This window comes from Streptomyces sp. NPDC044106 (assembly GCF_056433985.1).
The window spans coordinates 272,968-298,183 of the sequence record NZ_JBWKFZ010000012.1 but is presented as its reverse complement, the minus strand read 5'-3'; the positions used below and the strand labels follow the sequence as shown (position 1 = coordinate 298,183).

General features: G+C 72.3%; 21 protein-coding genes. 14 read left to right on the top strand and 7 right to left on the bottom strand.

Features of this window, described 5'->3' with window-relative positions:
- Positions 1–471: 471 nt before the first annotated feature.
- Positions 472–1,296 (bottom strand): hypothetical protein, encoded by an 825-nt coding sequence (locus AC07DI_RS23740; RefSeq protein ID WP_478906003.1) that lies wholly within the window; start codon positions 1,294–1,296, stop codon positions 472–474.
- A gap of 87 nt (positions 1,297–1,383) precedes the next feature.
- Here AC07DI_RS23740 and AC07DI_RS23735 point away from each other — a divergent pair, with 87 nt between their 5' ends.
- The 7 genes from AC07DI_RS23735 (at position 1,384) to AC07DI_RS23705 (ending at position 12,275) form a co-directional block, all read left to right on the top strand.
- Positions 1,384–2,166, top strand: a complete 783-nt coding sequence (locus AC07DI_RS23735; RefSeq protein WP_478906002.1) for an adenosylcobinamide-GDP ribazoletransferase — start codon at positions 1,384–1,386, stop codon at positions 2,164–2,166.
- Between the two features lie 159 nt (positions 2,167–2,325).
- A complete protein-coding gene (locus tag AC07DI_RS23730; RefSeq protein ID WP_384263526.1) occupies positions 2,326–3,873 on the top strand; it encodes a leucyl aminopeptidase in 1,548 nt (515 codons plus the stop codon).
- A gap of 297 nt (positions 3,874–4,170) precedes the next feature.
- The gene (gene lpdA / locus AC07DI_RS23725) at positions 4,171–5,559 is read left to right on the top strand and encodes a dihydrolipoyl dehydrogenase (RefSeq protein WP_384263939.1); all 1,389 of its coding nucleotides are present in this window, start codon (positions 4,171–4,173) and stop codon (positions 5,557–5,559) included.
- Positions 5,560–5,646: 87 nt separating this feature from the next.
- Positions 5,647–7,437 carry a 2-oxoglutarate dehydrogenase, E2 component, dihydrolipoamide succinyltransferase gene (sucB, locus tag AC07DI_RS23720; protein ID WP_389611792.1) on the top strand — a complete coding sequence of 597 codons (1,791 nt, stop codon included), beginning with the start codon at positions 5,647–5,649 and terminating at the stop codon, positions 7,435–7,437.
- 143 nt (positions 7,438–7,580) lie between these two features.
- On the top strand, positions 7,581–8,204 hold the full coding sequence (locus tag AC07DI_RS23715) for a GntR family transcriptional regulator (protein ID WP_384257204.1): 624 nt from the start codon (positions 7,581–7,583) through the stop codon (positions 8,202–8,204).
- A gap of 312 nt (positions 8,205–8,516) precedes the next feature.
- Positions 8,517–11,222 carry a pyruvate dehydrogenase (acetyl-transferring), homodimeric type gene (gene aceE, locus AC07DI_RS23710; RefSeq protein ID WP_478906001.1) on the top strand — a complete coding sequence of 902 codons (2,706 nt, stop codon included), beginning with the start codon at positions 8,517–8,519 and terminating at the stop codon, positions 11,220–11,222.
- An 81-nt stretch (positions 11,223–11,303) separates the two neighbouring features.
- Complete coding sequence (locus AC07DI_RS23705) at positions 11,304–12,275, top strand: helix-turn-helix transcriptional regulator (protein ID WP_478906000.1); 972 nt, start codon at positions 11,304–11,306, stop codon at positions 12,273–12,275.
- Here the strand turns inward: AC07DI_RS23705 and AC07DI_RS23700 are convergent.
- Complete coding sequence (locus AC07DI_RS23700; protein WP_478905999.1) at positions 12,266–13,192, bottom strand: SDR family oxidoreductase; 927 nt, start codon at positions 13,190–13,192, stop codon at positions 12,266–12,268. The two genes, AC07DI_RS23705 and AC07DI_RS23700, sit on opposite strands and share 10 nt — an antisense overlap.
- A 134-nt stretch (positions 13,193–13,326) precedes the next feature.
- On the opposite strand from AC07DI_RS23700, the gene AC07DI_RS23695 reads away from it, so the two are divergent.
- The gene (locus tag AC07DI_RS23695; RefSeq protein WP_478906025.1) at positions 13,327–13,848 is read left to right on the top strand and encodes a DUF4240 domain-containing protein; all 522 of its coding nucleotides are present in this window, start codon (positions 13,327–13,329) and stop codon (positions 13,846–13,848) included.
- A 33-nt stretch (positions 13,849–13,881) separates the two neighbouring features.
- On the opposite strand, the gene AC07DI_RS23690 is transcribed toward AC07DI_RS23695, so the two are convergent.
- The 3 genes from AC07DI_RS23690 to AC07DI_RS23680 all read right to left on the bottom strand — a co-directional run bounded on the left by AC07DI_RS23690 (position 13,882) and on the right by AC07DI_RS23680 (position 16,723).
- Positions 13,882–14,712, bottom strand: coding sequence for an SDR family NAD(P)-dependent oxidoreductase (locus AC07DI_RS23690; protein ID WP_478905998.1), 831 nt, complete (start codon positions 14,710–14,712; stop codon positions 13,882–13,884).
- Positions 14,713–14,953: 241 nt separating this feature from the next.
- Complete coding sequence (locus AC07DI_RS23685) at positions 14,954–16,165, bottom strand: PP2C family protein-serine/threonine phosphatase (RefSeq protein ID WP_478905997.1); 1,212 nt, start codon at positions 16,163–16,165, stop codon at positions 14,954–14,956.
- A 69-nt stretch (positions 16,166–16,234) separates the two neighbouring features.
- Positions 16,235–16,723, bottom strand: a complete 489-nt coding sequence (locus tag AC07DI_RS23680; RefSeq protein ID WP_384257191.1) for a GNAT family N-acetyltransferase — start codon at positions 16,721–16,723, stop codon at positions 16,235–16,237.
- Positions 16,724–16,808: 85 nt separating this feature from the next.
- Here AC07DI_RS23680 and AC07DI_RS23675 point away from each other — a divergent pair, with 85 nt between their 5' ends.
- Together AC07DI_RS23675 and AC07DI_RS23670 are read left to right on the top strand one after the other, a co-directional pair.
- On the top strand, positions 16,809–17,714 hold the full coding sequence (locus tag AC07DI_RS23675) for a TIGR01777 family oxidoreductase (protein ID WP_478905996.1): 906 nt from the start codon (positions 16,809–16,811) through the stop codon (positions 17,712–17,714).
- 245 nt (positions 17,715–17,959) lie between these two features.
- Positions 17,960–19,327: an NAD(P)/FAD-dependent oxidoreductase gene (locus AC07DI_RS23670; protein ID WP_478905995.1), complete on the top strand. Its 1,368-nt coding sequence runs from the start codon at positions 17,960–17,962 to the stop codon at positions 19,325–19,327.
- 214 nt (positions 19,328–19,541) lie between these two features.
- On the opposite strand, the gene AC07DI_RS23665 is transcribed toward AC07DI_RS23670, so the two are convergent.
- Positions 19,542–20,987, bottom strand: coding sequence for an NsdA family TPR-like regulatory protein (locus tag AC07DI_RS23665; RefSeq protein ID WP_384257186.1), 1,446 nt, complete (start codon positions 20,985–20,987; stop codon positions 19,542–19,544).
- A gap of 217 nt (positions 20,988–21,204) precedes the next feature.
- Here AC07DI_RS23665 and lipB point away from each other — a divergent pair, with 217 nt between their 5' ends.
- From lipB to AC07DI_RS23645, 4 genes are all read left to right on the top strand, one after another.
- Positions 21,205–22,050: a lipoyl(octanoyl) transferase LipB gene (gene lipB, locus AC07DI_RS23660; protein ID WP_384257184.1), complete on the top strand. Its 846-nt coding sequence runs from the start codon at positions 21,205–21,207 to the stop codon at positions 22,048–22,050.
- Between the two features lie 119 nt (positions 22,051–22,169).
- A complete protein-coding gene (locus tag AC07DI_RS23655; protein ID WP_384257182.1) occupies positions 22,170–23,135 on the top strand; it encodes a lipoyl synthase in 966 nt (321 codons plus the stop codon).
- 307 nt (positions 23,136–23,442) lie between these two features.
- Positions 23,443–23,646 (top strand): SCO2195 family GlnR-regulated protein, encoded by a 204-nt coding sequence (locus AC07DI_RS23650; RefSeq protein WP_384257179.1) that lies wholly within the window; start codon positions 23,443–23,445, stop codon positions 23,644–23,646.
- A gap of 30 nt (positions 23,647–23,676) precedes the next feature.
- The gene (locus AC07DI_RS23645; RefSeq protein ID WP_384257177.1) at positions 23,677–24,381 is read left to right on the top strand and encodes a DUF4191 domain-containing protein; all 705 of its coding nucleotides are present in this window, start codon (positions 23,677–23,679) and stop codon (positions 24,379–24,381) included.
- A gap of 250 nt (positions 24,382–24,631) precedes the next feature.
- On the opposite strand, the gene AC07DI_RS23640 is transcribed toward AC07DI_RS23645, so the two are convergent.
- Positions 24,632–25,099 carry an RDD family protein gene (locus AC07DI_RS23640; RefSeq protein ID WP_384257174.1) on the bottom strand — a complete coding sequence of 156 codons (468 nt, stop codon included), beginning with the start codon at positions 25,097–25,099 and terminating at the stop codon, positions 24,632–24,634.
- Between the last annotated feature and the right edge of the window lie 117 nt (positions 25,100–25,216).

The window sequence follows — 25,216 nt, the reverse complement described above, 5'->3', positions numbered from 1 at the left end:
CGTCCAGAACATCGGCTGCGTGCGCGCCGAGGACCCGCTCTGGCTCTCGCTGCTGCGCACGCCGCTCTCCCTCTTCGTGCCCGCCCTCGACCTGCCGGTGTGGGGCGCGCTCGTGCAGATCCTGCTCGTCTTCGGGATCGCGGAGATCTGCCTGGGGTGGTGGCGCACGCTCCTCATCGGGTACGCCGCCACCCTCGCCGGCACGCTGTACGCGCGCGTGGGCATCGCGCTGGGGCCCGGGAGCCCCCTCGGGCTCCCCGGGTCCGACGCGCAGGTCGTCGACACCGGCCCTTCGGCCGCCGTCGTCGGCCTCGCCGTGTTCGTGTGCCTGCGCCACCGGGCGTACTTCACCGCCGCCCTGGTCTCCGCCCTGATGGCCCTCGAGGTGCTCGTCAAGGACAACCTCGCGGGCTGGGAGCACCTGGCCGCCATCGTCGTGGTGCTGGTGCTGTACGCGCTCACGGCGCCGCGTCACCGGCGCGGCGGCACCCGCTCGGACCCGGCGTCCGACGGGTCCGACGGATCCGGCTCCGACGGGCCGGGACCGGGCGCCGGTTTCGGGTCCGGTACGAAGCCGCCGACCCAGTCCTGAAGCCTGCGGCGCGGGCCCGACCAGCGGCGGTCGTGCCGGAACGCCCGCAGCCCCGCACGCGCGCGGGCCCGCGGTCGGCCGCGGTAGAACCGCCGCGCCCACGCCGACCCCGGCCGGGCGAGCCGGACCGCGCCGACCAGCGCCACGAACGGGATCACCATGCCGATCAGGGCCGTCCGCAGCTTGCCCTTGACCAGCGCGATCACCGCGAAGCCGCAGTTGACGCCGATGTTCAGCGCGAACGCGGCGCGGTTCTGGCGCTCCATCGGGGTCAGGTCGTTCACGCCGAGCGGTGTGAAGCCGGTGAGCACGAGCACCACCAGGGCGGCCGTGAGCATCACGACCTCGACGCTCTTGCGCCCCTGCTCGCTCCAGTAGACGTCGTCGAGGTGGAGGATCAGCGCGAACTCGTCGAGCACGAGACCCGCGCCGATCCCGAAGATGACGGCGGCGTACAGGGGGCCCGCGCCGTGCCGCCCCGCCGCCACCGCCCAGAACCCGCCGACCAGCATCAGGAAGATCCCCGGCACGACGTGGTGGATGTGCACCTCACCCGTCCTGATGTTCCTGAACGGCCCCCGCCCCGCCCGGATCAGCCGCGTGATGGTCCGGGTGACCACGAACGACCCGACGAAGGAGAGCAGCGCGAGCAGCAGGGGCAGCTTCCCCGGCTCCACGATGTTCCGGTACCACCAGTCGTTCATGCGGCCCACCAGTCGTCCATGCGGCCATCCTCCGTCCGTGAAGAGTGGTCCGCAGGGCGGGGCGTTCCCCCGGGGTAGCCTGCCGCGGTGTCCAGAACCTCCCCCGCCGACGGCATACGTTTCGCCTTCGGCACCCTCACCGCGCTCCCCGTCGAAGTCACCCGCTGGGACCGGGGGGCCGCACGCGGCGGCATGCAGTGCGCCCCGCTCGCCGGCCTGGTGATCGGTCTCTGCGCGGCCGGCGCGGGCGCCCTCCTCACGGCGCTCGGCGCGGGCCCGTTCCTCGCCGCCGTCGCGACCGCCGCCGTCCCCGCCGCCCTCACCAGGGGCCTGCACCTGGACGGCCTCGCCGACACCGCCGACGGTCTCGGCAGCGCCAGGCCCGCCGAGGACGCGCTGCGCATCATGAAGCAGTCCGACATCGGCCCCTTCGGCGTCATCACCCTGCTCTTCGTACTCGTCGCCCAAGTGGCTGTCTTCTGCCAGCTGTACGAGGCGTCCTTGCTGCGCGGCGCACTCGCCGCCGTCGTCTCGGCGACCGCGGCGCGCCTCGCCCTCACCCTGGCCGCCCGCACCGGGGTGCCGCCGGCCCGCCCTGAGGGGCTCGGCGCCGCCGTCGCCGGAGTGGTCCCGCGAGGCCGCGCGCTGGGCGTCGCGGCGCTCGTGGTGTGCGGGGCCGCGGCGGCGGGCGCACTGCTGGGGGCGGCCTGGGCCGTGCGGGGCGCGGCGGCCGTCGTCCTCGCCGTGGGCACCGCGGAGTTGCTGCTGCGGCACTGCGTGCGGCGGTTCGGCGGGGTCACCGGGGACGTGTTCGGCGGCCTCGCGGAGACGGCGGCGACCGCCGCGCTCGTGGTGCTCGCGCTCGGCTGACGGGCCGGTCCCGGCCCCGGCTGCGGCGGAACCCCGGCATACCGCCACCGCGCCGGACACACACAGTGAGGCGCACCGCAGCGCTCACGGGCGTAGGCTCGCGACGGGCTCACCACCCCAACAGCCCGCCGATACTCACTGAAAGAGGACCTCACCACCGTGACTGCTCTGACTCTCAGCACCGCCGCCGCGACCGGCCTGCGTGCCGACGCGATCGTCGTCGGTGTCGCCAAGGGCGCTGGATCCAAGGGAGGCCTGGTCGTCGCCCCCGGCGCCGAGGCCGTGGACAAGGCGTACGACGGCAAGCTCGCGTCCGTCCTGGAGACCCTCGGCGCCGCGGGCGGTGAGGGCGAGGTGACGAAGCTTCCCGCGCCGTCCGGGTTCAAGGCGCCGGTCGTCGTGGCGATCGGTCTCGGCGAGGTCGCTGAGAAGGACGAGACGTACGGCACGGAGACGCTGCGCCGCGCCGCGGGCGTCGCCGCGCGCGCCCTGTCCGGCTCGAAGAAGGCCGCGTTCGCGCTGCCCGTCGAGGACGCCGAAGGCCTCGGTGCCATCGCGGAGGGTGCCCTGCTCGGCGCGTACACCTTCGACGCCTACAAGGACCAGGGCGACGCCAAGCCCGCGAAGAAGAACGGCAGGGGCGCCAAGGCGCCGCTCGCCGAGGTCACCGTGCTCGGCGCCAAGCCCCGCGACAAGGCGCACAAGGCCGCGGTCGAGCGCGCCACCGCCCTGGCCGAGGAGCTCAACCGCGCCCGCGACCTCGTCAACACCCCGCCCAACGACCTCAACCCCGAGGCCTTCGCCGCCGTCGCCCAGACCGCGGCCAAGGAGCACGGCATCAAGGTCCAGGTCCTGGACGAGAAGGCGCTCGCCAAGGGCGGCTACGGCGGCATCCTCGGCGTCGGCGCAGGCTCCGACGCCCCGCCGCGGCTGGTGAAGCTCTCGTACACGAGCTCCAAGGCGAAGAAGCACCTCGCCTTCGTGGGCAAGGGCATCACGTACGACTCGGGCGGCATCTCGCTGAAGCCCGCGGGCCACAACGAGACCATGAAGTGCGACATGGCCGGTGCCGCCGCGGTCTTCGCCGCCGTGGTCACCGCCGCGCGCCTGGGCCTGGAGGTGAACGTCACCGGCTGGCTGGCGCTCGCCGAGAACATGCCCTCCGGCTCCGCGACCCGCCCCGGCGACGTCCTGCGGATGTACAGCGGCAAGACCGTCGAGGTGCTCAACACCGACGCCGAGGGCCGTCTGGTCCTGGCCGACGCGATCGCCAGGGCTTCCGAGGACGCTCCCGACGCGATCGTCGACGTGGCGACGCTGACCGGCGCCATGATGATGGCGCTCGGCAACCGCACCTTCGGCATCATGGCCAACGACGACGCCTTCCGTACGTCGGTCCACGAGATCGCCGAGGAGGTCGGTGAGCCGTCGTGGCCGATGCCGCTCCCCGCCGACCTGCGCAAGGGCATGGACTCCCCCACCGCCGACATCGCCAACATGGGCGAGCGGATGGGCGGCGGCCTGGTCGCCGGTCTCTTCCTCCAGGAGTTCGTGGGCGAGGGCATCACCTGGGCGCACCTGGACATCGCGGGCCCGGCCTTCCACGAGGGCGCGCCCTTCGGCTACACCCCGAAGGGCGGCACCGGTACCGCGGTCCGCACCCTGGTCCGTCTCGCCGAGCACACCGCCGCGGGCGACCTGGGCTGATCCGAGCACGTCGGGGCGGGGCCCCGGGCGCGGTCGCGTCCGGGGCCCCGCCCGGTTTCGCCCTCGACGAAATCCGTACGCGTGAACGCGGCGGTAACCCGTCGGGACGGCGTATCAGACGTCTCACAGCCCGGCCCGGCGTCCCGTCTCCCGCCGACAAGTGCGAAGATGGGTTCTCGGCAGGACAGGGCCCCCACCACAGGGCCGAAACAAGAGCGGCCGAATACCAGCCGACCGACCGGTCGTCCCCCGCGAAAAGGGGTCCGGCGTACGGCGCACATGCATGGAGGACGTGACGTGGCGAACGACGCCAGCACCGTTTTCGACCTAGTGATCCTCGGCGGCGGTAGCGGCGGTTACGCCGCGGCGCTGCGCGGAGCGCAGTTGGGCCTGGACGTCGCCCTGATCGAGAAGAACAAGCTCGGCGGCACCTGCCTGCACAACGGCTGCATCCCCACGAAGGCGCTGCTGCACGCCGGCGAGATCGCCGACCAGGCGCGCGAGGCCGACCAGTTCGGCGTGAAGGCCACCTTCGAGGGCATCGACATGGCGGCCGTCCACAAGTACAAGGACGACGTGATCTCGGGCCTCTACAAGGGCCTGCAGGGCCTCGTGGCCTCCCGCAAGGTGACGTACATCGAGGGTGAGGGCAAGCTCTCGTCGCCGACCTCGGTGGACGTGAACGGTCAGCGTGTCCAGGGCCGCCACGTGCTCCTCGCGACCGGCTCCGTGCCGAAGTCGCTGCCGGGCCTGGAGATCGACGGCAACCGCATCATCTCCTCGGACCACGGCCTGACCCTGGACCGCGTACCGAAGTCCGCGATCATCCTGGGCGGCGGCGTCATCGGCGTCGAGTTCGCCTCGGCGTGGAAGTCCTTCGGGGCCGACGTCACGGTCATCGAGGGCCTGAAGCACCTCGTGCCCGTGGAGGACGAGAACAGCTCCAAGCTCCTTGAGCGCGCGTTCCGCAAGCGCGGCATCAAGTTCAACCTCGGCACGTTCTTCGACAAGGCCGAGTACACGCAGGACGGCGTCCGCGTGACGCTCGCCGACGGCAAGACCTTCGAGGCCGAGGTCCTCCTGGTCGCCATCGGCCGCGGCCCGGTCTCGCAGGGCCTCGGCTACGAGGAGCAGGGCGTCGCGATGGACCGCGGCTACGTCCTCGTCGACGAGTACATGCAGACCAACGTCCCGACGATCTCGGCCGTGGGCGACCTGGTGCCGACCCTCCAGCTCGCGCACGTCGGCTTCGCCGAGGGCATGCTGGTGGCGGAGCGCCTGGCCGGTCAGAAGCCCGTCCCGGTCGACTACGACGGCGTGCCCCGGGTGACGTACTGCCACCCCGAGGTCGCCTCCGTGGGCATCACCGAGGCCAAGGCCAAGGAGATCTACGGCGCGGACAAGGTCGTCGCCCTGAAGTACAACCTCGCGGGCAACGGCAAGAGCAAGATCCTGAAGACCGCGGGCGAGATCAAGCTCGTCCAGGTCAAGGACGGCGCCGTCGTGGGCGTCCACATGGTGGGCGACCGCATGGGCGAGCAGGTCGGCGAGGCCCAGCTGATCTACAACTGGGAAGCGCTGCCGGCCGAGGTCGCCCAGCTCATCCACGCCCACCCGACGCAGAACGAAGCGCTCGGCGAGGCCCACCTGGCCCTTGCGGGCAAGCCGCTGCACTCCCACGACTGACCCTGTCGCGACCCAGACTTCCTTCCCCAAGCTCTCGGCTTCGCTCGAGCAGGGGAGACCCCATTTTCGTAAGGAGCAACTGAAACCATGGCGGTTTCCGTATCCCTTCCGGCGCTCGGCGAGAGCGTCACCGAGGGCACTGTCACCCGTTGGCTGAAGGCCGAGGGCGAGCGCGTCGAGGCCGACGAGCCGCTGCTCGAGGTCTCGACCGACAAGGTCGACACCGAGATCCCCTCCCCGGCCGCCGGCATCCTGGCCTCCATCAAGGTCGCCGAGGACGAGACCGTCGAGGTCGGCGCCGAGCTCGCCGTCATCGACGACGGTTCGGGCGACGCGGGCGGCTCGGCCGCCCCGGCCCAGGAGGAGGCCCCGGCCGCCCCCGCCCAGGAGGAGGCCCCGCAGCAGGAGGCCCCCGCCCAGGCCGAGGCGCCCGCCGCCCCCGCCCCGTCCTCCGGTGGTTCCGCCGAGGGCACCGACGTCACCCTGCCCGCGCTCGGTGAGTCCGTCACCGAGGGCACCGTCACCCGCTGGCTGAAGGAGGTCGGCGAGGAGGTCGCGGCCGACGAGCCCCTCCTGGAGGTCTCGACGGACAAGGTCGACACCGAGATCCCCTCCCCGGCCGCGGGCGTGCTGCTCGAGATCGTCGTGGGCGAGGACGAGACCGCCGAGGTCGGCGCCAAGCTCGCCGTCATCGGTGCGCCCGGTGCCGCTCCGGCCCCGGCCAAGGAGGAGGCCCCGGCCGCCCCCGCGCAGGAGGCCCCCAAGCAGGAGGCGCCGAAGCAGGAGGCCGCCCCGGCCCCCGCGCAGCCCGCCGCTCCGGCCGCCGCTCCCGCCGCCCCGGCCAAGCCCGCCGCTGCCGCCCCGGCTCCGGCGCAGCCCGCGGCCCCGGCCCAGCCGGCTCCCGCCGCCCCGGCCGCCCCGGCCGCCCCGGCGCAGGCCACCCCGGCCGACGACGGTGCCTATGTGACCCCGCTGGTCCGTAAGCTCGCGTCCGAGAACGGTGTGAACCTCTCCGAGGTCAAGGGTTCCGGCGTCGGCGGTCGTATCCGCAAGCAGGACGTCATCGCCGCCGCCGAGGCCAAGAAGTCCGCCCCGGCCCCGGCCGCCGCAGCTCCTGCCGCCGCGTCCAAGGCTCCGGCCCTGGAGGCCTCCCCGCTGCGCGGCCAGACGGTCAAGATGACCCGCATGCGCAAGGTCATCGGCGACAACATGATGAAGGCCCTGCACTCGCAGGCCCAGCTGACCTCGGTCGTCGAGGTCGACATCACCAAGCTGATGAAGCTGCGCGCCAAGGCGAAGGACTCCTTCGCGGCCCGCGAGGGCGTCAAGCTCTCGCCGATGCCGTTCTTCGTGAAGGCCGCCGCCCAGGCGCTGAAGGCCCACCCGGTCATCAACGCCCGGATCAACGACGACGAAGGCACCATCACGTACTTCGACTCGGAGAACATCGGCATCGCCGTGGACGCCGAGAAGGGTCTGATGACGCCGGTCATCAAGGGCGCGGGCGACCTGAACATCGCGGGCATCTCGAAGAAGACCGCCGAGCTGGCCGGCAAGGCCCGTGGCGGTGGCCTCACCCCGGACGACATGTCCGGCGCCACCTTCACGATCTCCAACACCGGTTCGCGCGGCGCCCTGTTCGACACGGTCATCGTGCCGCCGAACCAGGCCGCGATCCTCGGCATCGGTGCCACGGTCAAGCGCCCGGTCGTCATCAACCACCCCGACCTCGGCGAGACCATCGCGGTGCGGGACATGACGTACCTGTCGCTCTCCTACGACCACCGTCTGGTGGACGGCGCGGACGCCGCCCGTTACCTGACCGCGGTCAAGGCGATCCTGGAGGCGGGCGAGTTCGAGGTCGAGCTCGGCCTGTAGTGACGGCCGCCCCCTGGCGTCTGTAACACTCGTCTCATCAGCGCGTACGCCCCCGTCCGGAGGTTTCCGGACGGGGGCGTCGCCGTATTGTCTAGGGGTCACTACGCCCTGGGGACCTGCCAGCCCCTGCCGGAGGAGCTCACATGACCGCGCCCGTTGTTCACTCGTTGCGCGAACAGATCCGCGAGCACATCGTGGAGGGGATCGTCAGCGGGCGCTGGAAGCCGGGCGAGCGCATCGTGGAGCGCCGGATCGCCGTGGAGCTGGAGGTCTCGCAGACCCCGGTGCGGGAGGCGCTGCGGGAGCTCGAGACGCTGCGGCTGATCGAGTCGGCGCCCAACAAGGGCGTACGCGTTCGCAATCTCTCGGCCGCCGATCTGGAGGAGAGCTACCCCGTGCGGGCCGGTCTCGAGGCGATCGCCGCCGAGCTGGCGTCCGCGCGTCTCGCCGAGGACTGCACGGCCCTTGAGCCCCATGTGGCGGCCCTCTACGAGGCGGACCGGGCCGCGGACGGCACCGCGCAGGTGCGGCACACCGTCGCCTTCCACCGGGAGCTGGTGCGGGCCGCGGACAATTCCGTCCTCCTGCACACCTGGGAGGGGCTCGGCATCGAGGTCTTCACGGCGCTCTCCATCCGCTGGCTGGGCACGGTCCAGCAGTCGTACGCGGAGGAGCACGAGGCCCTCGTCTCCGCCTTCCGCCGCCGCGACCCCGCCATCGCGGAGCTGGTCAAGGCGCACGTCCTCGGCTGCGCGCCGCGCGCCTGAAGGGGCGCTCATCCGTGCCGTACGGTCCGCAGACGTGCCCTCGAACCTGCCCTCACCTGCATAAACCCTTCAAATCGAAGGCACCGCGTGCCCGTTTTGATGGCACCGGATGCCGACTTTCGCGATCTGGAGAAGTTTTTCCCTCAACGCTTTGATCGATCATCGATCACGGGCTTACAGTCGTCGACGGCCCTGTGGCGCAGTCACACAAACGATTCCGCACCAGAGCCGCACGCCCTGTCCTGCCAAGACACCGGGCACCCCCACCCCTTACCGAACAGGGGACCCCCTCCGACTCAGGAAGGCGGCGACATGACCGACCCCTCCGCAATCCAGCCGAGCGAGCTCGACCAGCTCCCGGACCGCGACCCCGAGGAGACCGCCGAATGGCAGGCCTCCCTGGACGCCGTTACTCAGGCGGCCGGGCCGCACCGTGCCGCGTACCTGATGCGCCGCACGCTGGAGCGCGCCGAGGGCGCGGGCCTGGCGCTGCCCAAGCTGCTCGAGACTGATTACGTCAACACGATCCCCACCTCCGCCGAGCCGGCCATCGACGGCGACGAGGAGATGGAGCGGAAGATCACCGCGTGGAACCGCTGGAACGCGGCCGCGATGGTCACCCGGGGTTCCAAGCACGGCGTCGGCGGCCACATCGCGACCTTCGCGTCCGCGGCCTGGCTGTACGAGACGGGCTTCAACCACTTCTTCAAGGGCAAGGAGTCCCAGGAGGCTCCCGGCTCCGGTGACCAGCTCTACATCCAGGGCCACGCCTCCCCCGGCATCTACGCCCGCGCCTTCCTCGACGGCCGCCTGAACGAGGCGCAGCTCGACAACTTCCGCCAGGAAGCGGGCGGCAACGGCCTGCCCTCCTACCCGCACCCGCGCCGCCTGCCCTGGCTGTGGGAGTTCCCGACCGTCTCGATGGGTCTGGGCCCGCTCTCCGCCATCTACCAGGCGCGCTTCAACCGGTACCTCACCAACCGCGGCATCAAGGACGTCTCCGCCTCGCACGTGTGGGCGTTCCTCGGTGACGGTGAGATGGACGAGCCCGAGTCGACGGCGGCCCTCGCACTGGCCGCGCGTGAGGGGCTCGACAACCTCACGTACGTCATCAACTGCAACCTGCAGCGCCTCGACGGCCCGGTCCGCGCCAACTTCCGCGTGGTGCAGGAGCTCGAGGCCCAGTTCCGCGGCGCCGGCTGGAACGTCATCAAGGTCCTGTGGGGCAACGCCTGGGACGAGCTGTTCCAGCTCGACACCACCGGCGCCCTGGTCCGTCGCCTGCGCGAGGTGCCGGACGCGCAGTTCCAGACGTACGCGACGCGCGACGCCGCCTACATCCGCGAGCACTTCTTCGGCTCCGAGCCCGCCCTCGTCGAGCTGGGCAAGCTGCTGAGCGACGACAAGATCAGCGAGTGCTTCCACCTCTCGCGCGGCGGCCACGAGGCCCGCAAGGTCTACGCGGCCTACCGTGCGGCGCTCACCCACAAGGGCGCGCCGACCGTGATCCTCGCGCAGACGGTCAAGGGCTTCACGCTCGGCAAGGGCTTCGAGTCCAAGAACGCCAACCACCAGATGAAGAAGCTGACGGTGGACGAGTTCAAGGACATGCGCGACCTGCTCGGTCTGCCGATCCCTGACAGCGCGTTCGTCGACGGCCAGGTGCCCTACGGCCACCCCGGCGCCGACTCCCCCGAGGTCCGCTACCTCCAGGAGCGCCGCGCGGCCCTCGGCGGCCCGGCCCCGGCCCGCCGCACGCAGCCGCTCGCGCCGCTGCCCGCCGCCGCGGACAAGACCTTCGCCTCCTTCGACAAGGGCTCGGGCTCGCAGTCGGTGGCGACGACCATGGCGTTCGTACGGCTGGTCAAGGACCTCGTACGCGACAAGCAGACCGGCAAGCGCTGGGTGCCGATCGTCCCCGACGAGGCGCGCACCTTCGGCATGGAGTCGCTCTTCCCCTCCCTCGGCATCTACTCGCCGAAGGGCCAGACGTACGAGCCGGTCGACCGCGACCAGCTGATGTACTACAAGGAGGCCAAGGACGGCCAGATCCTCAACGAGGGGATCACCGAGGCCGGCTCCATGGCGGACTTCATCGCCGCGTCCACCGCGTACGCCACGCACGGCGAAGCGATGATCCCCTTCTACATCTTCTACTCGATGTTCGGCTGGCAGCGCACCGCCGACCAGATGTGGCAGCTCGGCGACCAGCTCGGCCGCGGCTTCCTCGTCGGCGCCACCGCCGGTCGTACGACGCTGACGGGTGAGGGCCTCCAGCACGCCGACGGTCACTCGCCGGTGATCGCCGCGACGAACCCGGCCGCGCTCTCCTACGACCCGGCGTTCGCGTACGAGATCGCCGCGATCGTCAAGGACGGTCTGCGCCGCATGTACGGCGAGGCGGCCCCCGGTGAGGACCAGAACGTCTTCTACTACCTCACCGTCTACAACGAGCCGATGCCGCAGCCCGCGAAGCCTGCGGGCGTCGACGAGGGCATCGTGCGCGGCCTGTACCGCTTCAACACGGCCGAGTCGGCGGGACTCTCCCCCGCGGCCAACGCCGCGCGCATCCAGTTGCTCGGCTCGGGCACGGCCATCCACTGGACGCTCAAGGCGCAACAGCTGCTCGCCGAGGAGTGGGGCGTGGCCGCCGACGTGTGGTCCGCGACGTCCTGGACCGAGCTGCGCCGCGACGCGCTGGAGGCGGACGAGGCCATCCTGCGCGGCGAGGAGCGGACTCCGTTCATCCGTACGGCACTTGAGGGTGCGCAGGGTCCGGTGCTCGCGGTCTCCGACTACATGCGCCAGGTTCCCGACCAGATCGCGCAGTGGGTCGAGCAGGACTACTCCTCGCTCGGCGCGGACGGCTTCGGTCTGTCCGACACGCGTGACGCCGCGCGCCGCCACTTCGGCATCGACGCGGAGTCGATCGTCGTCGCGGCCCTTGCGCAGCTCGCCCGGCGTGGCGAGGTGCCGGCCTCCGCGGTGAAGGAGGCGCGGGCCAAGTACGGCCTGTAGCCCCTCGGCTCGACGTATGGGTGCGGCCCCTGCCTGACGGCGGGGGCCGCATCCGTATGTCGGCGGCGGCATCATGGAGCCATGCGCGCCGCCCGCCTCATCAAGATGGTCCTGCTGCTCCAGGCCCGGCCCTCCATGACCGCCGCCGAACTGGCAGAGGAGCTTGAGGTGTCCGAGCGGACGATCACGCGCGACGCGCAGGCGCTGTCCGAGGCGGGCGTACCCGTATACGCCGACCGGGGCCGCACCGGCGGATACCGGCTGGTCGGCGGTTACCGCACCCGCCTCACGGGGCTCGGCCGCAGCGAGGCGGAGGCGCTGTTCCTGTCCGGGGTGCCGGGCGCGCTGCGGGAGATGGGGCTCGCGGACGCGGCGTCGGCGGCCCGCCTGAAGGTGTCGGCGGCGCTCATGCCGTCGCTGCGGGACGCCTCGCAGAACGCGTCGCAACGGTTCCATCTGGACGCGCCGGGCTGGTTCAGGGAGACGCCCGCCCCCGAGCTGCTGCCCGCCGTGGCGGACGCGGTCTGGGACGACCGGCGGCTGAGCGCCCGCTACCGCCGCCAGGAGGCCGAGGTGGAGCGGGAGCTGGAACCGTACGGGCTCGTGCTGAAGGCCGGGGTCTGGTATCTGTGCGCGCGGGTGCCCGAATCGGGGGTGTTCCGCGTGTACCGCATCGACCGGTTCACCGCGGTCGATGCGGGCGACGAGCGGTTCGCGCGGGACGAGGAGTTCGACCTGCCGAGGTTCTGGGAGGAGCGGGCCGAGCAGTTCGCGCGGGCGATCCTGCGGTCCGAGGCCGTGGTGCGGCTCTCGGAGGCGGGCGTGCGTCAGCTGCCGTACGCCACCGACCGCGCCGTCGCACGGGAGGCGATGGGGACGGCGGGCGAGCCGGACGCGGCGGGCCGGGTGACGGTCACGCTGCCCGTCGAGAACGAGGACGTGGCGTACGCGCAGCTCCTGGCCCTCGGCCCGGAGGCGGAGGTCCTGGGGCCGCCGAGTCTGCGCGCACGCTTCGCGGAGGCCACCGCCAGGGCGGCCGCGCTCTACCGGTAGCCGGTGACGTCCGCGGTCCCGCTCTCCTGGTCGACCTCCGTCAGGTAGCGCCAGGCGTCCGGCGCCGAACCGTCGACGTCGGTGAAGCCGTACTCCTTGGCGAGTCCGCCGCTGGAGAGGGAGGCGCCGTTGTGGCGCGCCACGTCGGGGTCGCTCGCGAGGGCGACGAGTGCGCGGCCCACGAACGCGGGCGTCTCGGAGATCGCGAAGTGCGGGTTCTGCGCGGTGCCCGCGAGCCAGTTCTCCTCGGTCACCTTGAAGTGGGTGTCGAGCATGGCCTCGGAGCGCAGCCAGCCGGGGGTCAGGCAGAGCGCCGTGCAGCCGTACTCCGCGAGCTCCTCGGCGAGGCCGCGCGCCATCCGCAACGGGGCCGCCTTGGCGAGGTCGTAGTAGAAGGGCTTGCGGTAGTTGGCGCCGTTGTACTCGGCGGTGCCGTCGGTGACCTCGACGACGAGGCCGCCGGGGTTCCTGGTGAGCAGCGGCAGCGCGTGGTGGCTGGTGACGATGTGGGTCTCGATGCCGAGGCGCAGGATGCGCAGCCCCTTGTCGAGGTCGTGCTCCCACATCTTCTTGTCCCACTCGACGTGGGCGTCGCCGCCCCAGATGTCGTTGACGAGGATGTCCAGGCGGCCCTGCTCGCGGTCGATGCGCTCGACGAGGGCCCGGACCTGCTCGGGCTCCAGGTGGTCGGTGGGCACGGCGATGCCCTTGCCGCCGGCGGCGTCGACCAGTTCGGCGGTCTCCTCGATGGTCTCGGTGGCGCGGCCGGTCTCGCTGATGTGCTCGCGCGTGGTGCGGCCCGTCACGTACACGGTGGCTCCCGCGCGGCCGAGCTCCACGGCCATGGCGCGGCCCGCGCCACGGGTGGCGCCCGCGACGAGGGCGATCTTTCCGTTCAGTTTCTGCGTGGTCTCCATACCCTTGAGGCTTCCACCAAAACCCGACAACGCCTGTCGCCTTTTCCACGGGCATGTGCGCGGATAACGAGACAGCCGCATTCCGGCGCACTCCGCGTGCGCCCCCACTCTCCAGGACCGATGCTGGACCCGTGATGGACGAGACGGAGTTCTGGGAGATCGTGGACAGCACCCGCGAGGCCGCCGACGGCGACCCCGAGGACCACGCCGAGCTGCTCGTCGAAAGACTGGTGGGGTCCGACCCGGACGCCGTCCTCGACTTCGCCCGTCACTTCGAGGCCCGCTACAACCGCGCCTACCGCTGGGACCTCTGGGGCGCGGCATCGGTGCTGCTCGGCGGCGCGAGCGACGACGCCTTCGACTACTTCCGCTGCTGGCTGATCGGCCAGGGCCGGGAGGTCTTCGAGGGCGCGGTGCACGATCCGGACGCGCTCGCCGACCTCCTCGACGACTTCGACGAGGAGTTCGACGGGGACGGCGAGGAGCTCGGCTACGCGGCGGACGAGGCGTACGAGCAGCTCACCGGGGACGTCGCCCCCGACCTCGGGATCGCGCCGGCCCCGCCGGAGCCGGAGGGCACGCCGGTCGACTTCGAGGACGAGGCGGCGCTCGCGCAGCGCTACCCGAAGCTGTGGGACCGCTTCATGGCGGACTGATTCCAGGACTGATTCTTTGGGGCGGCCGGGCTCTCAGAAGTGGGTGCCGCCGTCGACGCGTACCTCCGTGCCGGTGATGAAGCGGCCGTCCTGCGAGGCGAGCATCGCGACGACCGAGGCGACGGTTTCGGGACCCGCGAAGCCCTGGCCGAGCGCGGGCGCGAGCTTCACGAAGAGGCTCATGTCGGCGTCCTCGGGCAGGCCGGGGCCGACGCTCTGCCTGCTGGCGCCGGAGCCGTCGGTCATGCCGGACGAGATGGAGCCGGGCTGCACGGCGGTGAAGCGGATGCCCTGCTTGCCGTACTCGCTGGCCAGCGCGTGCGTCATGGACTGGATGCCACCCTTGCTGGCCGCGTACGCCGCCATGTACGGGTGGGCGAACATCGCCGAGGTGGAGCTGAAGTTGACGACGGCGGGTCCTTCGCCTTCGAGGAGCGCCGGGATCGCCTCGCGGATCATCAGGAACGTGCCGGTGAGGTTGACGGCGATGACCTGGTTGAAGGCGTCAAGGGTCGTCTCGTGGGTGTGCGAGGAGCGCAGGATGCCCGCCGCGTTCACCAGGACGTCAAGGCCGCCGAGCGCGGCGGTGGCCGCCGCGACGCCCGCGCGGACCGAGGCCTCGTCGGCGATGTTCACGACCAGGGTGGTCAGACGTGCCGCGCCGTCGCCCGCCTTCACCACGGTGTCCTTCAGGCCGTCCTCGCTGACGTCGGCGGCGACCACCGCGCCGCCCTCGGCCAGCATGCGCAGCACGGTCGCCTGGCCGATGCCGGAGCCGCCACCGGTCACCAGGGCGCGGCGCCCCTCGTAACGGTTCAGGGTCTGCACGGGGCTCTGTATGGGGGTCTGTCCGGGGCTCTGCATGGTGTTCTCCCACTTTCACAACGGTCGCGCGCGAGCGCTTCACTTTCGCGTTACACGTTATGCCTGCGTGGCACATTGTGCCATATCGACCCATCACGCCTACTGCGGTGCCTGGATGAGCTGAGGGGCGGGAGGGGAGTGCTTGGGCGGGCGAGGGCGTGAGGAGTGGCCTCCCACGCGTGCGTCGGGCCGGGCTGAGGTGGACCGGGCTGAGGTGGACCGGGCTGGGCCGGTGGCAGGCTTACGCGGCGTCCGGGCCCCCAGTGCCGTCCGCCCGCGACTCCCGGCCCGCCCGCGACTCCCGCTTCCCCTCCCCCTCCTGCTCCCCCTCCGCCCCCACGCACGGTCCCGGCGCGAAGATCATCAGCGTCACATCGTCCCGTACGCGCCCCGCGTGGCCGACCACGTCGGCCCAGACCCGCTCCACGAGCCCTCCCGGGTCGTTAAGGAGCGCCGCGTCCGCCTTGAGCATCGCGGCGATCCTGTCGACCAGCGGGTAGAACACGCCACCCGTGTCCCGCGCCTCGCTCACGCCGTCGGTCAGACCGAGCAGCCGGTCCCCGGCGAGCAGCGGCACCGTCAGCTCCGCGGGCGGGGCGAGGCCCGCGATGCCGAGGCCGAGCGGCGGGCCGGCCCGCACCTCGAGCTCGGTGACCTCCGAGCCGCGCAGCAGCAGGGGCGGCGGATGCCCGCACGAGACCACGCGCACCACGGAGTCGTCGTCGGGGAACTCCAGGAGCACCGCCGTCGCGAACAGCTCCGCGTGCTCCTGCCCGGCCGAGTCCACCACGAGCCTGCGGTCGAGCTGGGTGGCGACACCCACCAGGTCCGGCCTGTCGAGGACCGCCTCGCGGAACGCGCCGAGCAGCGCGGCGACCGTGCCGACCGCGGCGAGCCCGTGGCCCTGCACGTCGCCGATCAGGGCGCGCACTCCGTGGGGTCCCCTGCGTACGTCGAAGAAGTCGCCGCCGACCAGCGACTCGTGCTGCGCGGCCTCGTACAGGCCCGCGCACCGGACCCTGCCGACCCACTCCCGCAGCGGCGGAAGGACGGCGAACTGGGCCGCCTCCGCGACCGTGCGGACCGTCACGAGCTGGGCCTCACGGCGGCTGCGCACCCAGGCGAAGGCCACGCTGAGCAGGGCGATGAAGGTGATCGTGAGCTGGTCACTGTTGCCGGGATGGCCAAGGCCCAGGTCCGGGAGGGAGAGCAGCAGGATGACGACGCCGCCGAGCAGGGCGGTGGCGGCGGGGCCGTACGAGAGGGCGGCCAGCGGCGGGACGGCCGCGACCAGGAAGCTCAGGTCGATCGTCTTGGGGGTGACCAGCTGGACCAGCAGGATCGCGAGCAGCAGCAGCGGCGGGGGCCAGCGCACCCAGGGTGGGGGCGGCGTCCCGCGCAGTAACCAGTCGCGCTGCTCCGCCTCGCGCCGTCTGGCCTCCGCCCTGATCATCTCTTCACGCTCCTACGCGCTCGGCGCGCCCGCACGCCGGGCCGGTCCGTCAGGTGCGGAACACTCCCCTCAGAGGGGGCGGCCCATGAGGATGTCGTCGACATACTCGCCTGCCAGCAGGAACTCGCCGGGCAGCACGCCCTCGATGACGAACCCCTCGGCCTCGTAGAGCTTGCGGGCGGGGGTGTTGTGCCCGAGGACGCGCAGGGTGATGCGGCGTGCGCCCTGGCGGCGGGCCTCGTCCATGGCCGCCCGGATCAGCCGCGTTCCGATGCCGCGGCCGCGCACCTCCTCGGCGACGACGAAGCCCTGGATCTGGCGCACGTGCGCGTTGACCAGCAGCGGCGTGGGGAAGCCGATCTTCACGTAGCCGACGATCCGTCCCGCCACCTCGGCGATCAGGTGGTCGCGGGGTCCGAAGCGGTCGTTGAAGAACGGCTCGTACGGCGGCTCGGGGCGGGGCTGGACCGCGTGCAGGGTGGACCAGGTGGCGCGGTCGAGACGGGCGAGCTCGTCGTCGTCCTCGGGGCGTGCGATGCGTATGTGCATGTCCGGCATGGCGCCACTGTACGGCGGCGGGGACGCGCCACGTCGGGTGCACGGGGCGGGCGCCGTCCGGGCCTGCCGGGGCAGGATGGGACTCATGGAAACCACACAGTCACGCGTCGCCGTGGCCGGCTCCTCCGGGCTCATCGGGACGGCGCTCACCCGCTCCCTCGCCGCCGACGGGCACACCGTGGTGCGCCTGGTGCGCGGGGCGCCCCGCGGCCGGGACGAGGTGCGCTGGAGTCCCAAGGAGGGGTACGTGGACACGGCCGGGCTCGCCGGCTGCTCCGCCGTCGTCAACCTCGCGGGCGCGGGCATCGGCGACCACCGCTGGACGGCCGCGTACAAGCGGGAGCTGCGGGACAGCAGGGTCCTCGGCACCGCCGCGCTCGCCACCGCCGCGGCCTCCCTCGACGAGCCGCCGCGGGTCTTCGTGAACGCGAGCGCGATCGGCTACTACGGGGACACCGGCCGGCGCGCGGTGGACGAGAGCGCCCCCGCGGGGACCGGGTTCCTGCCGTCGCTGTGCGTGGAGTGGGAGGAGGCGACGGCGCCCGCGCGGGACGCGGGCATCCGTACGGTCATCGTCCGCAACGGCCTCGTGATCGGCCGCGAGGGCGGGGCCTGGGGCCGCCTCTTCCCGCTGTTCAAGGCGGGGCTCGGGGGCCGCCTGGGCAACGGCCGGCAGTTCTGGAGCTATATCGCCCTGCACGACGAGGTGGCCGCGCTGCGACATCTCATCGACACCCGGACGCTGTCGGGCCCGGTCAACCTCACGGCCCCCGATCCGCTCACCAACCGCGAGGTGACGGCCGCGATGGGGCGGGTGCTGCGCAGGCCCACGCTCTTCCCCGCGCCCGCGCCCGCGCTGCGCGTGGTGCTCGGGGAGATGGCCGGGGACGTCCTCGGCAGCCAGCGGGTGCTCCCGACCCGTCTCCTGGAGTCCGGCTTCGCCTTCCGGTATCCCGGCATCGAGGAGGCGATCCGGGCGGCGCTGCGGTGACCGGGGCGGGGGTGGGGTGACCGGGGCAGGGGTGGGGTGACCGGGGCAGGGCTCCGTACCGCGCCGCACGCCCCCCCCTGCCCGCCCCCTGCCCGCCTCGTGTGCGACCCGCGTGCGACCGTGCCCGGTGCGTGCGCGACTGCCGCGGACCGGAACCGCTCCTACCCTCGTGCCGAACTCGGGTATTCCAGAGCGCTGTCGGGGGCATCAGCCCCTCACAAGCCGCGCGACCTCGGGAGGGGCACGTGCCAGAGCCTGCGCACCATGCGGATGTCGTCATCGTGGGAGCCGGGGCCGCGGGGCTCTCGGCAGCGCATCGGCTGACCAGTGCCGGTGTAACGACCGTGGTCCTGGAGGCCGCCCCTTACGTCGGCGGCCGGATGTCGACCGAGAAGGTCGACGGGTTCCGGCTCGACCGGATCGGCCAGCTCCTCACCACGTCGTACCCGGAACTGCGCCGCACCCCGGGGCTCGACTCCCTCGTGCTGCGCCCGTTCGCCCCCGGCCTCCTGGTCCACAGCGAAGGACGCCACCACCGCGCCGCCGAGCCCAAGCCCGGACGGAGCGCGTGGGGCGCACTCACCACGGCGCGCGCCCTCGCGAGCGCCCCCCTCGGACCGGCGCGGGCCGCCCTGACCCCCGCGAGGGCCACCCCCGGCACGACGCCCCGCCCGGCCCCCCTCGGCGGCCCGCTCGACCAGGCCCGGCTTGGCGCCGCCCTGGCCCGGATCGCCGCGACACCCGTCGAGCGCCTCCTGACCCGGCCCGAACTCCCGGCCAGGGACGCCCTCTTCGCCCGCGGACTGCCCGCCCGCACCATCGACGGATTCCTGCGCCCGCTGCTCTCCGCGCTGCTCTGCGACCCCGGCCTGACCACGTCGAGCCGGTGCGCGGACCTCGCCCTGCACGCCTTCGCGCGCGGCCGCCTCTGCCTGCCCGAGGGCGGCGCCGACGTCCTGCCCGACCTCCTCGCCGCCGCCCTGCCGCCGGGCACCGTACGTACCGGTGTCCGCGTCACCTCCGTCTCGACGAGCCGCGTCGGGACCGCCGAGCACGGGGAGTTCCCGTGCCGCGCCGTCCTCCTCGCCACCGACGCGCGCGCCGCAGCGGAGCTCCTGCCCGGCCTGCGCGTGCCGCCGTTCCACGAGGTGACGGTCTTCCACCACACCGCGCCCGAGCCGCCGCTCGACGGGCCCGCGCTGCTCCTGGACGCCGACCGTGCGGGTCCGGTCGCCCACACCTCGGTCGTCAGCCACGTCGACCCCTCGCGTGCGCCCGCCGGCCGCGTCCTGGTCTCCTCGACGGTCCTCGGACCGCCGCCGGACGAGCGCGCCGTCCGCACGCACCTCGCCGCGCTGTACGGCACCCCGACCCACCGCTGGGAGCCGCTCGCCGTCCACCACACCCGCGAGGCCGTCCCCGCGATGCCACCCCCGCACGACGCGCGGCGCCCCGTGCGCCTGCTCTCGGGGCTCTACGTCTGCGGCGACCACCGGGACACCAGCACCGTCCAGGGCGCCCTGCACTCGGGGCGCCGCGCCGCCCACGCCGCCCTCACGGACTTCGGCATCACCCCCTCGTACGCCCAGGAAGCACTGCCCACGGCGGCTTGACCGGCCCGACCCCTCCGACCTGGCGACCAACTCCCCCGGAAGCCCCCGTACCCCCACGCGGGGGCTTCCCCCTGTCAGGCCGCCCGCGACCGCACTCCCTGACCCCCCACCGGCCTCCGCGACTTCGAGCCGTGGACGGTGTCGGTGCGGGTCCGGGGGGACGAGGCGTCGACGAGGGGGCGGGGGGCCGGTCCCCTCCCGCCGCGACGGCACGTCATCCGAGCGCCGCGACCTTGTCGCGGTACCCCCGCACCGGCCCCGCGTCCCGGTACGGCTCAAGGCGGCGCTCGAAATCGCGTACGTACTCGTGGGCCCGCGCGGACCGCATCTCCCCCGCCGCCTGCGCGGCCTCCGCACCCAGCTGGCACGCGTGTTCCAGCTCGCCGAGACCGAGCCGCGCGGTGGCGAGGACCACCCGGCAGAAGAGCCGGGAGCGCGCGAAGGCGGGGGCGCGCAGCTGGAGCGACCGCTCGGCGTACTGGGCGGCGGCCCGGTACTGCTGCAGGTCGCGGTAGCTGTGCCCGAACTCGTCGGCCAGCTGCGCCTCGTCGAAGAACCGCGCCCAGTGCGGCACTTCGTCGCCGGGCCGCGCCGCCTCCAGTGAGCGCTCGGCCCGCGCCAGGGCCGCCGTGCAGGCCCGCACCTCGCCCAGCACCCCGTGCCCGCGCGCCTCGGCCGCGTACAGCAGGGACTGCACGATGTGCGGCGCCGCGGAGCCGACGCCCTGCTGGGCGACCCGCGCGAGCTGCACGGCCTCGCGTCCATGGCCGAGGTAGACGGCCTGGCGGCTCATCGTGACCAGGACGTACGAGCCGTACGCCCGGTCGCCCGCCGCCTGGGCGAGGCGCAGGGCCTGGACGTAGTACCGCTGGGCGAGGCCGTGTGCGGCGATGTCGTACGAGGTCCAGCCCGCGAGGCGGGTCAGGTCGGCGACGGCGCCGAAGAGCCGCCGCCCGGCCTGCTCGCCGTAGACCCCGCGCAGCATCGGCTCGGCCTCGTGCTCCAGATAGCGGACCAGCGCCTGCCGCGCGTGCCCGCCGCCGTACGCGTGGTCGAGTGCGCGGAACAGCTCGCCGACGGAGCGCAGCGCCGCGATGTCGCCGCTGCTGACCCGCTGCCCGGGGCCGCGTTCGGGGCCCTGCCGCTGCCGGGGCACCGCGGGGCGCCCCTGGAGCGGCACGCGCGCGTGGGACGGGTCGATGTCCCCGCGCCCCACGCGTTCGTCGGCGCGGCCGATCAGCCAGTCCCTGCTCGGCACCACGAGCCCGGCCGGGGTGAACGCGATCTTCCGCAGCTCGGCGTGGCTGCCGGAGTCCTTGCGCCACAGGCCGCCGACGATGTCGACGGCCTCCTCGGGGCTGGCCGCGAACTCGAGGCCCGCGTAGACCGGCGCGCACGCGTCGAGCCCGAGGTCCTGGGCGGACAGGCGCCGCCCGAGCCGTCTGGTGAAGACCTCCGCGATCAGCGCGGGTGTGGTGCCTCTGGGCTGCTGGCCGCGCAGCCACCGGGTCACCGATGTCTTGTCGTACCGCAGGTCGAGGCCGTGCTCAAGACCGAGCTGGTCGACGCGGCGCGCGAGGCCCGCATTGGAGAACCCGGCTTCCGAGATGAGCGCGGCTAGCTGGCGGTTTGGGGTGCGCTGCGGGGGTCGTTCCGTCATCGGCTGTGCGGTCTCCTGCCTTTCGGGTCTGCCTTGAGCAGCCCTTATGGCCTCATGAACGGCGTGAATGTAACGGCCATCACAGCGCTCGGACGCACCTTCCCCCGGCATTCATCCGATCGTGTGAGGAACCCGGGCCGAGGTTGCCGAAGGAGCGGGCCCGTACAGTGGCAGGGGCGCGATATGTGCACGGTGAACGTTCAGGGAGGCACCTGCCGTGAGTGAGTTTCGGTTCGTCCGGCTGGGCTTCGGCCCGGACTCCGTGGAGTACCGGGAGGCGTGGGACGAGCAGCGCCGTGTGCACGCCGCCCGCTTCGCCGACGAGGTCCCGGACACCTGTCTGCTGCTCGAGCACCCGCCGGTCTACACGGCGGGCCGCCGCACCGCGGACAGCGAGCGCCCGCTGGACGGCACCCCCGTCGTCGACGTGGACCGCGGCGGCAAGATCACCTGGCACGGCCCCGGCCAGCTGGTGGGCTACCCGATCCAGAAGCTGCCCCGCCCGGTCGATGTCGTAGCACACGTACGCCGTCTGGAAGAGGCTCTTATCCGTACGTGTGCGGAGTTCGGCCTGGAGACCACCCGTGTCGAGGGCCGCAGCGGTGTCTGGGTCCTCGGTGACCCCGTGGAGCAGCGTCCGGCGCTCGGCGGCCTCTCCCTCGACTTCGACCCGCGGCTCCAGGACGACGAGTTCGACGCCCGGTTCAACGGTCCGGAGTACGCGCCGTCCAACGCGGGCCAGCGCCGCGAGGACCGGAAGATCGCCGCGATCGGCATCCGCGTCGCCAAGGGCGTGACGATGCACGGCTTCGCGCTGAACGTGAACCCGGACAACACCTGGTTCGACCGGATCATCCCGTGCGGCATCCGCGACGCGGGCGTCACGTCGCTCGCGTACGAGCTCGGCCGCGACATCACCATCGCCGACGTGCTGCCCGTCGCCGAGCGGCACCTGCGCGACGTACTGGAGAACGCGGAGCTCAAGCCGCGGGTGGTCGAGAAGCGGGCGGAGCCCGAGGCAGCGCCCGAGGCGGCGCCCGCGCCCGAGAAGGCCTCCGCGTAGCGACACCGGGGCTGGAGGGGGAATGGACCCCCTTGGCCAGAGGTTGGCCAGAAGTAAGCCCACCGACATGACGGGCGTACCCTGGTGTGCGCCGAAGAATCGAAGCTACAGGAGCCGATGTGTCCGCAGTCGCACCCGACGGACGCAAGATGCTGCGCCTGGAGGTCCGGAACGCCCAGACCCCCATCGAGCGCAAGCCCGAGTGGATCAAGACCCGGGCGAAGATGGGCCCCGAGTACAACGCCCTGCAGAAACTCGTGAAGAGCGAGGGGCTGCACACGGTCTGCCAGGAGGCGGGCTGTCCGAACATCTACGAGTGCTGGGAAGACCGCGAGGCGACGTTCCTCATCGGTGGCGACCAGTGCACGCGGCGCTGTGACTTCTGCCAGATCGACACCGGCAAGCCGCAGGCCCTCGACCGCGACGAGCCACGCCGCGTCGGCGAGTCCGTCGTCACGATGGACCTGAACTACGCCACGATCACCGGCGTCGCCCGCGACGACCTGGCGGACGGCGGCGCCTGGCTGTACGCCGAGACGGTGCGCCAGATCCACGCGATGACGGCGGAGCGTGCCGAGGGCTACACCAAGGTCGAGCTGCTCATCCCCGACTTCAACGCCGACCCCGACCAGCTGGCCGAGGTCTTCTCGTCCCGCCCCGAGGTCCTCGGTCACAACGTCGAGACGGTGCCGCGCATCTTCAAGCGGATCCGCCCCGGCTTCCGTTACGAGCGCTCCCTCGAGGTCATCACGAAGGCCCGCGAGGCCGGCCTGGTCACCAAGTCCAACCTGATCCTGGGCATGGGCGAGACCCGCGAAGAGGTCAGCGAGGCGCTGCGCCAGCTGCACGAGGCGGGCACGGAACTGGTCACGATCACCCAGTACCTGCGCCCCACGCCGCGCCACCACCCCGTCGAGCGCTGGGTGAAGCCCGCGGAGTTCGTGGAGCTGAAGGAGGAGGCCGAGCAGATCGGCTTCTCGGGCGTCATGTCGGGCCCGCTGGTCCGCTCCTCGTACCGCGCGGGCCGCCTGTACCAGATGGCGATCGAGAAGCGGGGCGCGTACGTGGCTTCGCAGGCGCTGTGACGGGCGCTGCCGCTCCCTTCGCCGCTCCTTTCGTGACGGCGGCACATGCCGGGCACGCACGCCCCGTGTGAATCGGCGCACAAGACACTACCCACTGGTAGAAGCCGCAACGACGCGGTCCGCACGATCCCGCAGGTGACGGGGGCGTACGGGCCGCGTCAGCATTTCGGGGCCCGGCGTCAGGGTTTCATCGGGGTTTGACCGCCTGGTCACGCCCTGGTAACACCAATCAGTGACCCTGGTATCACCGCACGTGCAGCCTTACCCATAGCCGCTCCCCCGAGCCGCTCCCCAGGAGGGCACCATCATGCAGGCCGCGCCCGTTCGCGCCACCGCCATCCCGTCCGTCACCGTCGCCCTGCGCGCCGTCGAGTCGCTGCTGATGAGCGGCGGCCAGCGCACGGCACGGCGCAACGCCTGGACTTCCGTCCTTGAGGACCGGCGCCGCGCCAAGGACCGGGTCGAGGCGCTGCGCGTCCTCGAAGAGGCCGTGACCACCCGCACGTCGTAGTCGGCTCCGGGGGCACGTAGACTTCACGGCATGGCGAGGAAGGAATCCACCGCGGCGGATGCGGCCGCGGAGCCAGGGCGACTCAAGCAGATCGCTCTGACCTACAAGATGACCCGGCGGGCCGACTCCAAGATCGGCCTGATCATCGCGGCGGTGGGAATTGTCACCTTCGGTGTCTTCCTCGCGATCGGCTTCTTGATCGGCCACCCGGTCTACCTGGGCATTCTTGGCTTCCTGCTCGCCTTCCTCGCGATGGCGATCGTCTTCGGACGCAGGGCCGAGCGCGCCGCCTTCGGGCAGATGGAGGGCCAGCCCGGTGCGGCGGCCGCGGTGCTCGACAAGATCGGCCGCGGCTGGACGACGACCCCCGCGGTCGCGATGAACCGCAGCCAGGACGTGGTGCACCGCACCGTCGGCAAGGCGGGCATCGTCCTGGTCGCCGAGGGCAACCCGAACCGCGTGAAAGGCCTGCTGGCCGCCGAGAAGCGGAAGATGGCGCGCATCGTGGCGGACGTCCCGGTGCACGACGTCATCGTCGGCACGACCGACGACACGGTCTCCCTGAAGAAGCTCCGCACGACGCTCCTGAAGCTCCCCCGCGTACTCACGGGCCCGCAGGTCACCGCGACCAACGACCGTCTGCGGGCGATGGGTGACCTCATGTCGAACATGCCGTTGCCGAAGGGGCCGATGCCGAAGGGCATGCGCATGCCTCGCGGCGGCCCGAAGATGTAATACGGCGGATGCGGTGGAGACCGCCGAAGCCGTGCTTTGTGGGCGCCCTTGGTGGGCGCCCACAATTGTTTCCGCCGGGGCCCCATGCGCACGGCCATGAGAAGAGCGCCGCCACACCCAGCTCCTGGGCCGCGGGTCCGAACTGCGGCCGCCGCGCAACGACGAGGGCCCTGAACCGAGTGGTTCCGGGCCCTCATTGTCGTAACGCGAGGCGAGATCGTCGTAACGCGAGGCGAGAAGCGGCAGCGTCTCAGATCCGGACCTGCACCGCCCGGGACAGCCGGTCGTGCAGGCCGCGGCCGTCGCGGTCCCAGATCAGGGCGGGGATGACAAGGCAGAGCAGGATGCTGCGGACCAGGACCCACCCGGGGGCGAGCCGGCCGCCGCCCTCGGCGATGACGCGCAGCCGCAGGAGGGCCTTGCCCGGCGTGCAGCCGACCGTGCCGACGGTCAGCACGCTCATGACGAAGAAGATCCCGAGGGCCCAATTGCCCATCGCCTGCTGGTCACCGCCCGCGAACAGACCGTATGCGATCAGCATGCACAGGGCCCAGTCGACGGCGAGTGCGCCGATGCGGCGGCCGGGGCGCGCGATCGCTCCCGGCCCCTCCTCCGGCAGGCCCAGTTGCTGACCCCGGTACCCGAAGTCGACGCCGGCGTCCTCGGCGGCCGCGCGCGGGCCGGACAGCCACGATCCGATTGCTTGCCTCTTGTCCACCCGTCAAAGGTACTGCGCCCCTTGTCGCGCACGGGCGGGCGGGGTGCCGGACCACCCCCGTGATGCCCGTCACCCGGCCGCGTCGGTTAACTTCGGTGAAACAAATGGGTCACGCTT

Bases quoted from the DNA above. Each gene is read 5' to 3' on its own strand.
- AC07DI_RS23715 (WP_384257204.1), top strand. From the start codon at position 7,581: ATGACCGCGCCCGTTGTTCACTCGTTGCGCGAACAGATCCGCGAGCAC.
- AC07DI_RS23705 (WP_478906000.1), top strand. From the start codon at position 11,304: ATGCGCGCCGCCCGCCTCATCAAGATGGTCCTGCTGCTCCAGGCCCGG.
- AC07DI_RS23650 (WP_384257179.1), top strand. From the start codon at position 23,443: ATGCAGGCCGCGCCCGTTCGCGCCACCGCCATCCCGTCCGTCACCGTC.
- AC07DI_RS23680 (WP_384257191.1), bottom strand. From the start codon at position 16,723: ATGCCGGACATGCACATACGCATCGCACGCCCCGAGGACGACGACGAG.
- AC07DI_RS23695 (WP_478906025.1), top strand. From the start codon at position 13,327: ATGGACGAGACGGAGTTCTGGGAGATCGTGGACAGCACCCGCGAGGCC.
- AC07DI_RS23685 (WP_478905997.1), bottom strand. From the start codon at position 16,165: ATGATCAGGGCGGAGGCCAGACGGCGCGAGGCGGAGCAGCGCGACTGG.
- AC07DI_RS23740 (WP_478906003.1), bottom strand. From the start codon at position 1,296: ATGAACGACTGGTGGTACCGGAACATCGTGGAGCCGGGGAAGCTGCCC.
- AC07DI_RS23645 (WP_384257177.1), top strand. From the start codon at position 23,677: ATGGCGAGGAAGGAATCCACCGCGGCGGATGCGGCCGCGGAGCCAGGG.
- aceE (WP_478906001.1), top strand. From the start codon at position 8,517: ATGACCGACCCCTCCGCAATCCAGCCGAGCGAGCTCGACCAGCTCCCG.
- AC07DI_RS23675 (WP_478905996.1), top strand. From the start codon at position 16,809: ATGGAAACCACACAGTCACGCGTCGCCGTGGCCGGCTCCTCCGGGCTC.
- sucB (WP_389611792.1), top strand. From the start codon at position 5,647: ATGGCGGTTTCCGTATCCCTTCCGGCGCTCGGCGAGAGCGTCACCGAG.
- AC07DI_RS23690 (WP_478905998.1), bottom strand. From the start codon at position 14,712: ATGCAGAGCCCCGGACAGACCCCCATACAGAGCCCCGTGCAGACCCTG.
- AC07DI_RS23665 (WP_384257186.1), bottom strand. From the start codon at position 20,987: ATGACGGAACGACCCCCGCAGCGCACCCCAAACCGCCAGCTAGCCGCG.
- AC07DI_RS23700 (WP_478905999.1), bottom strand. From the start codon at position 13,192: ATGGAGACCACGCAGAAACTGAACGGAAAGATCGCCCTCGTCGCGGGC.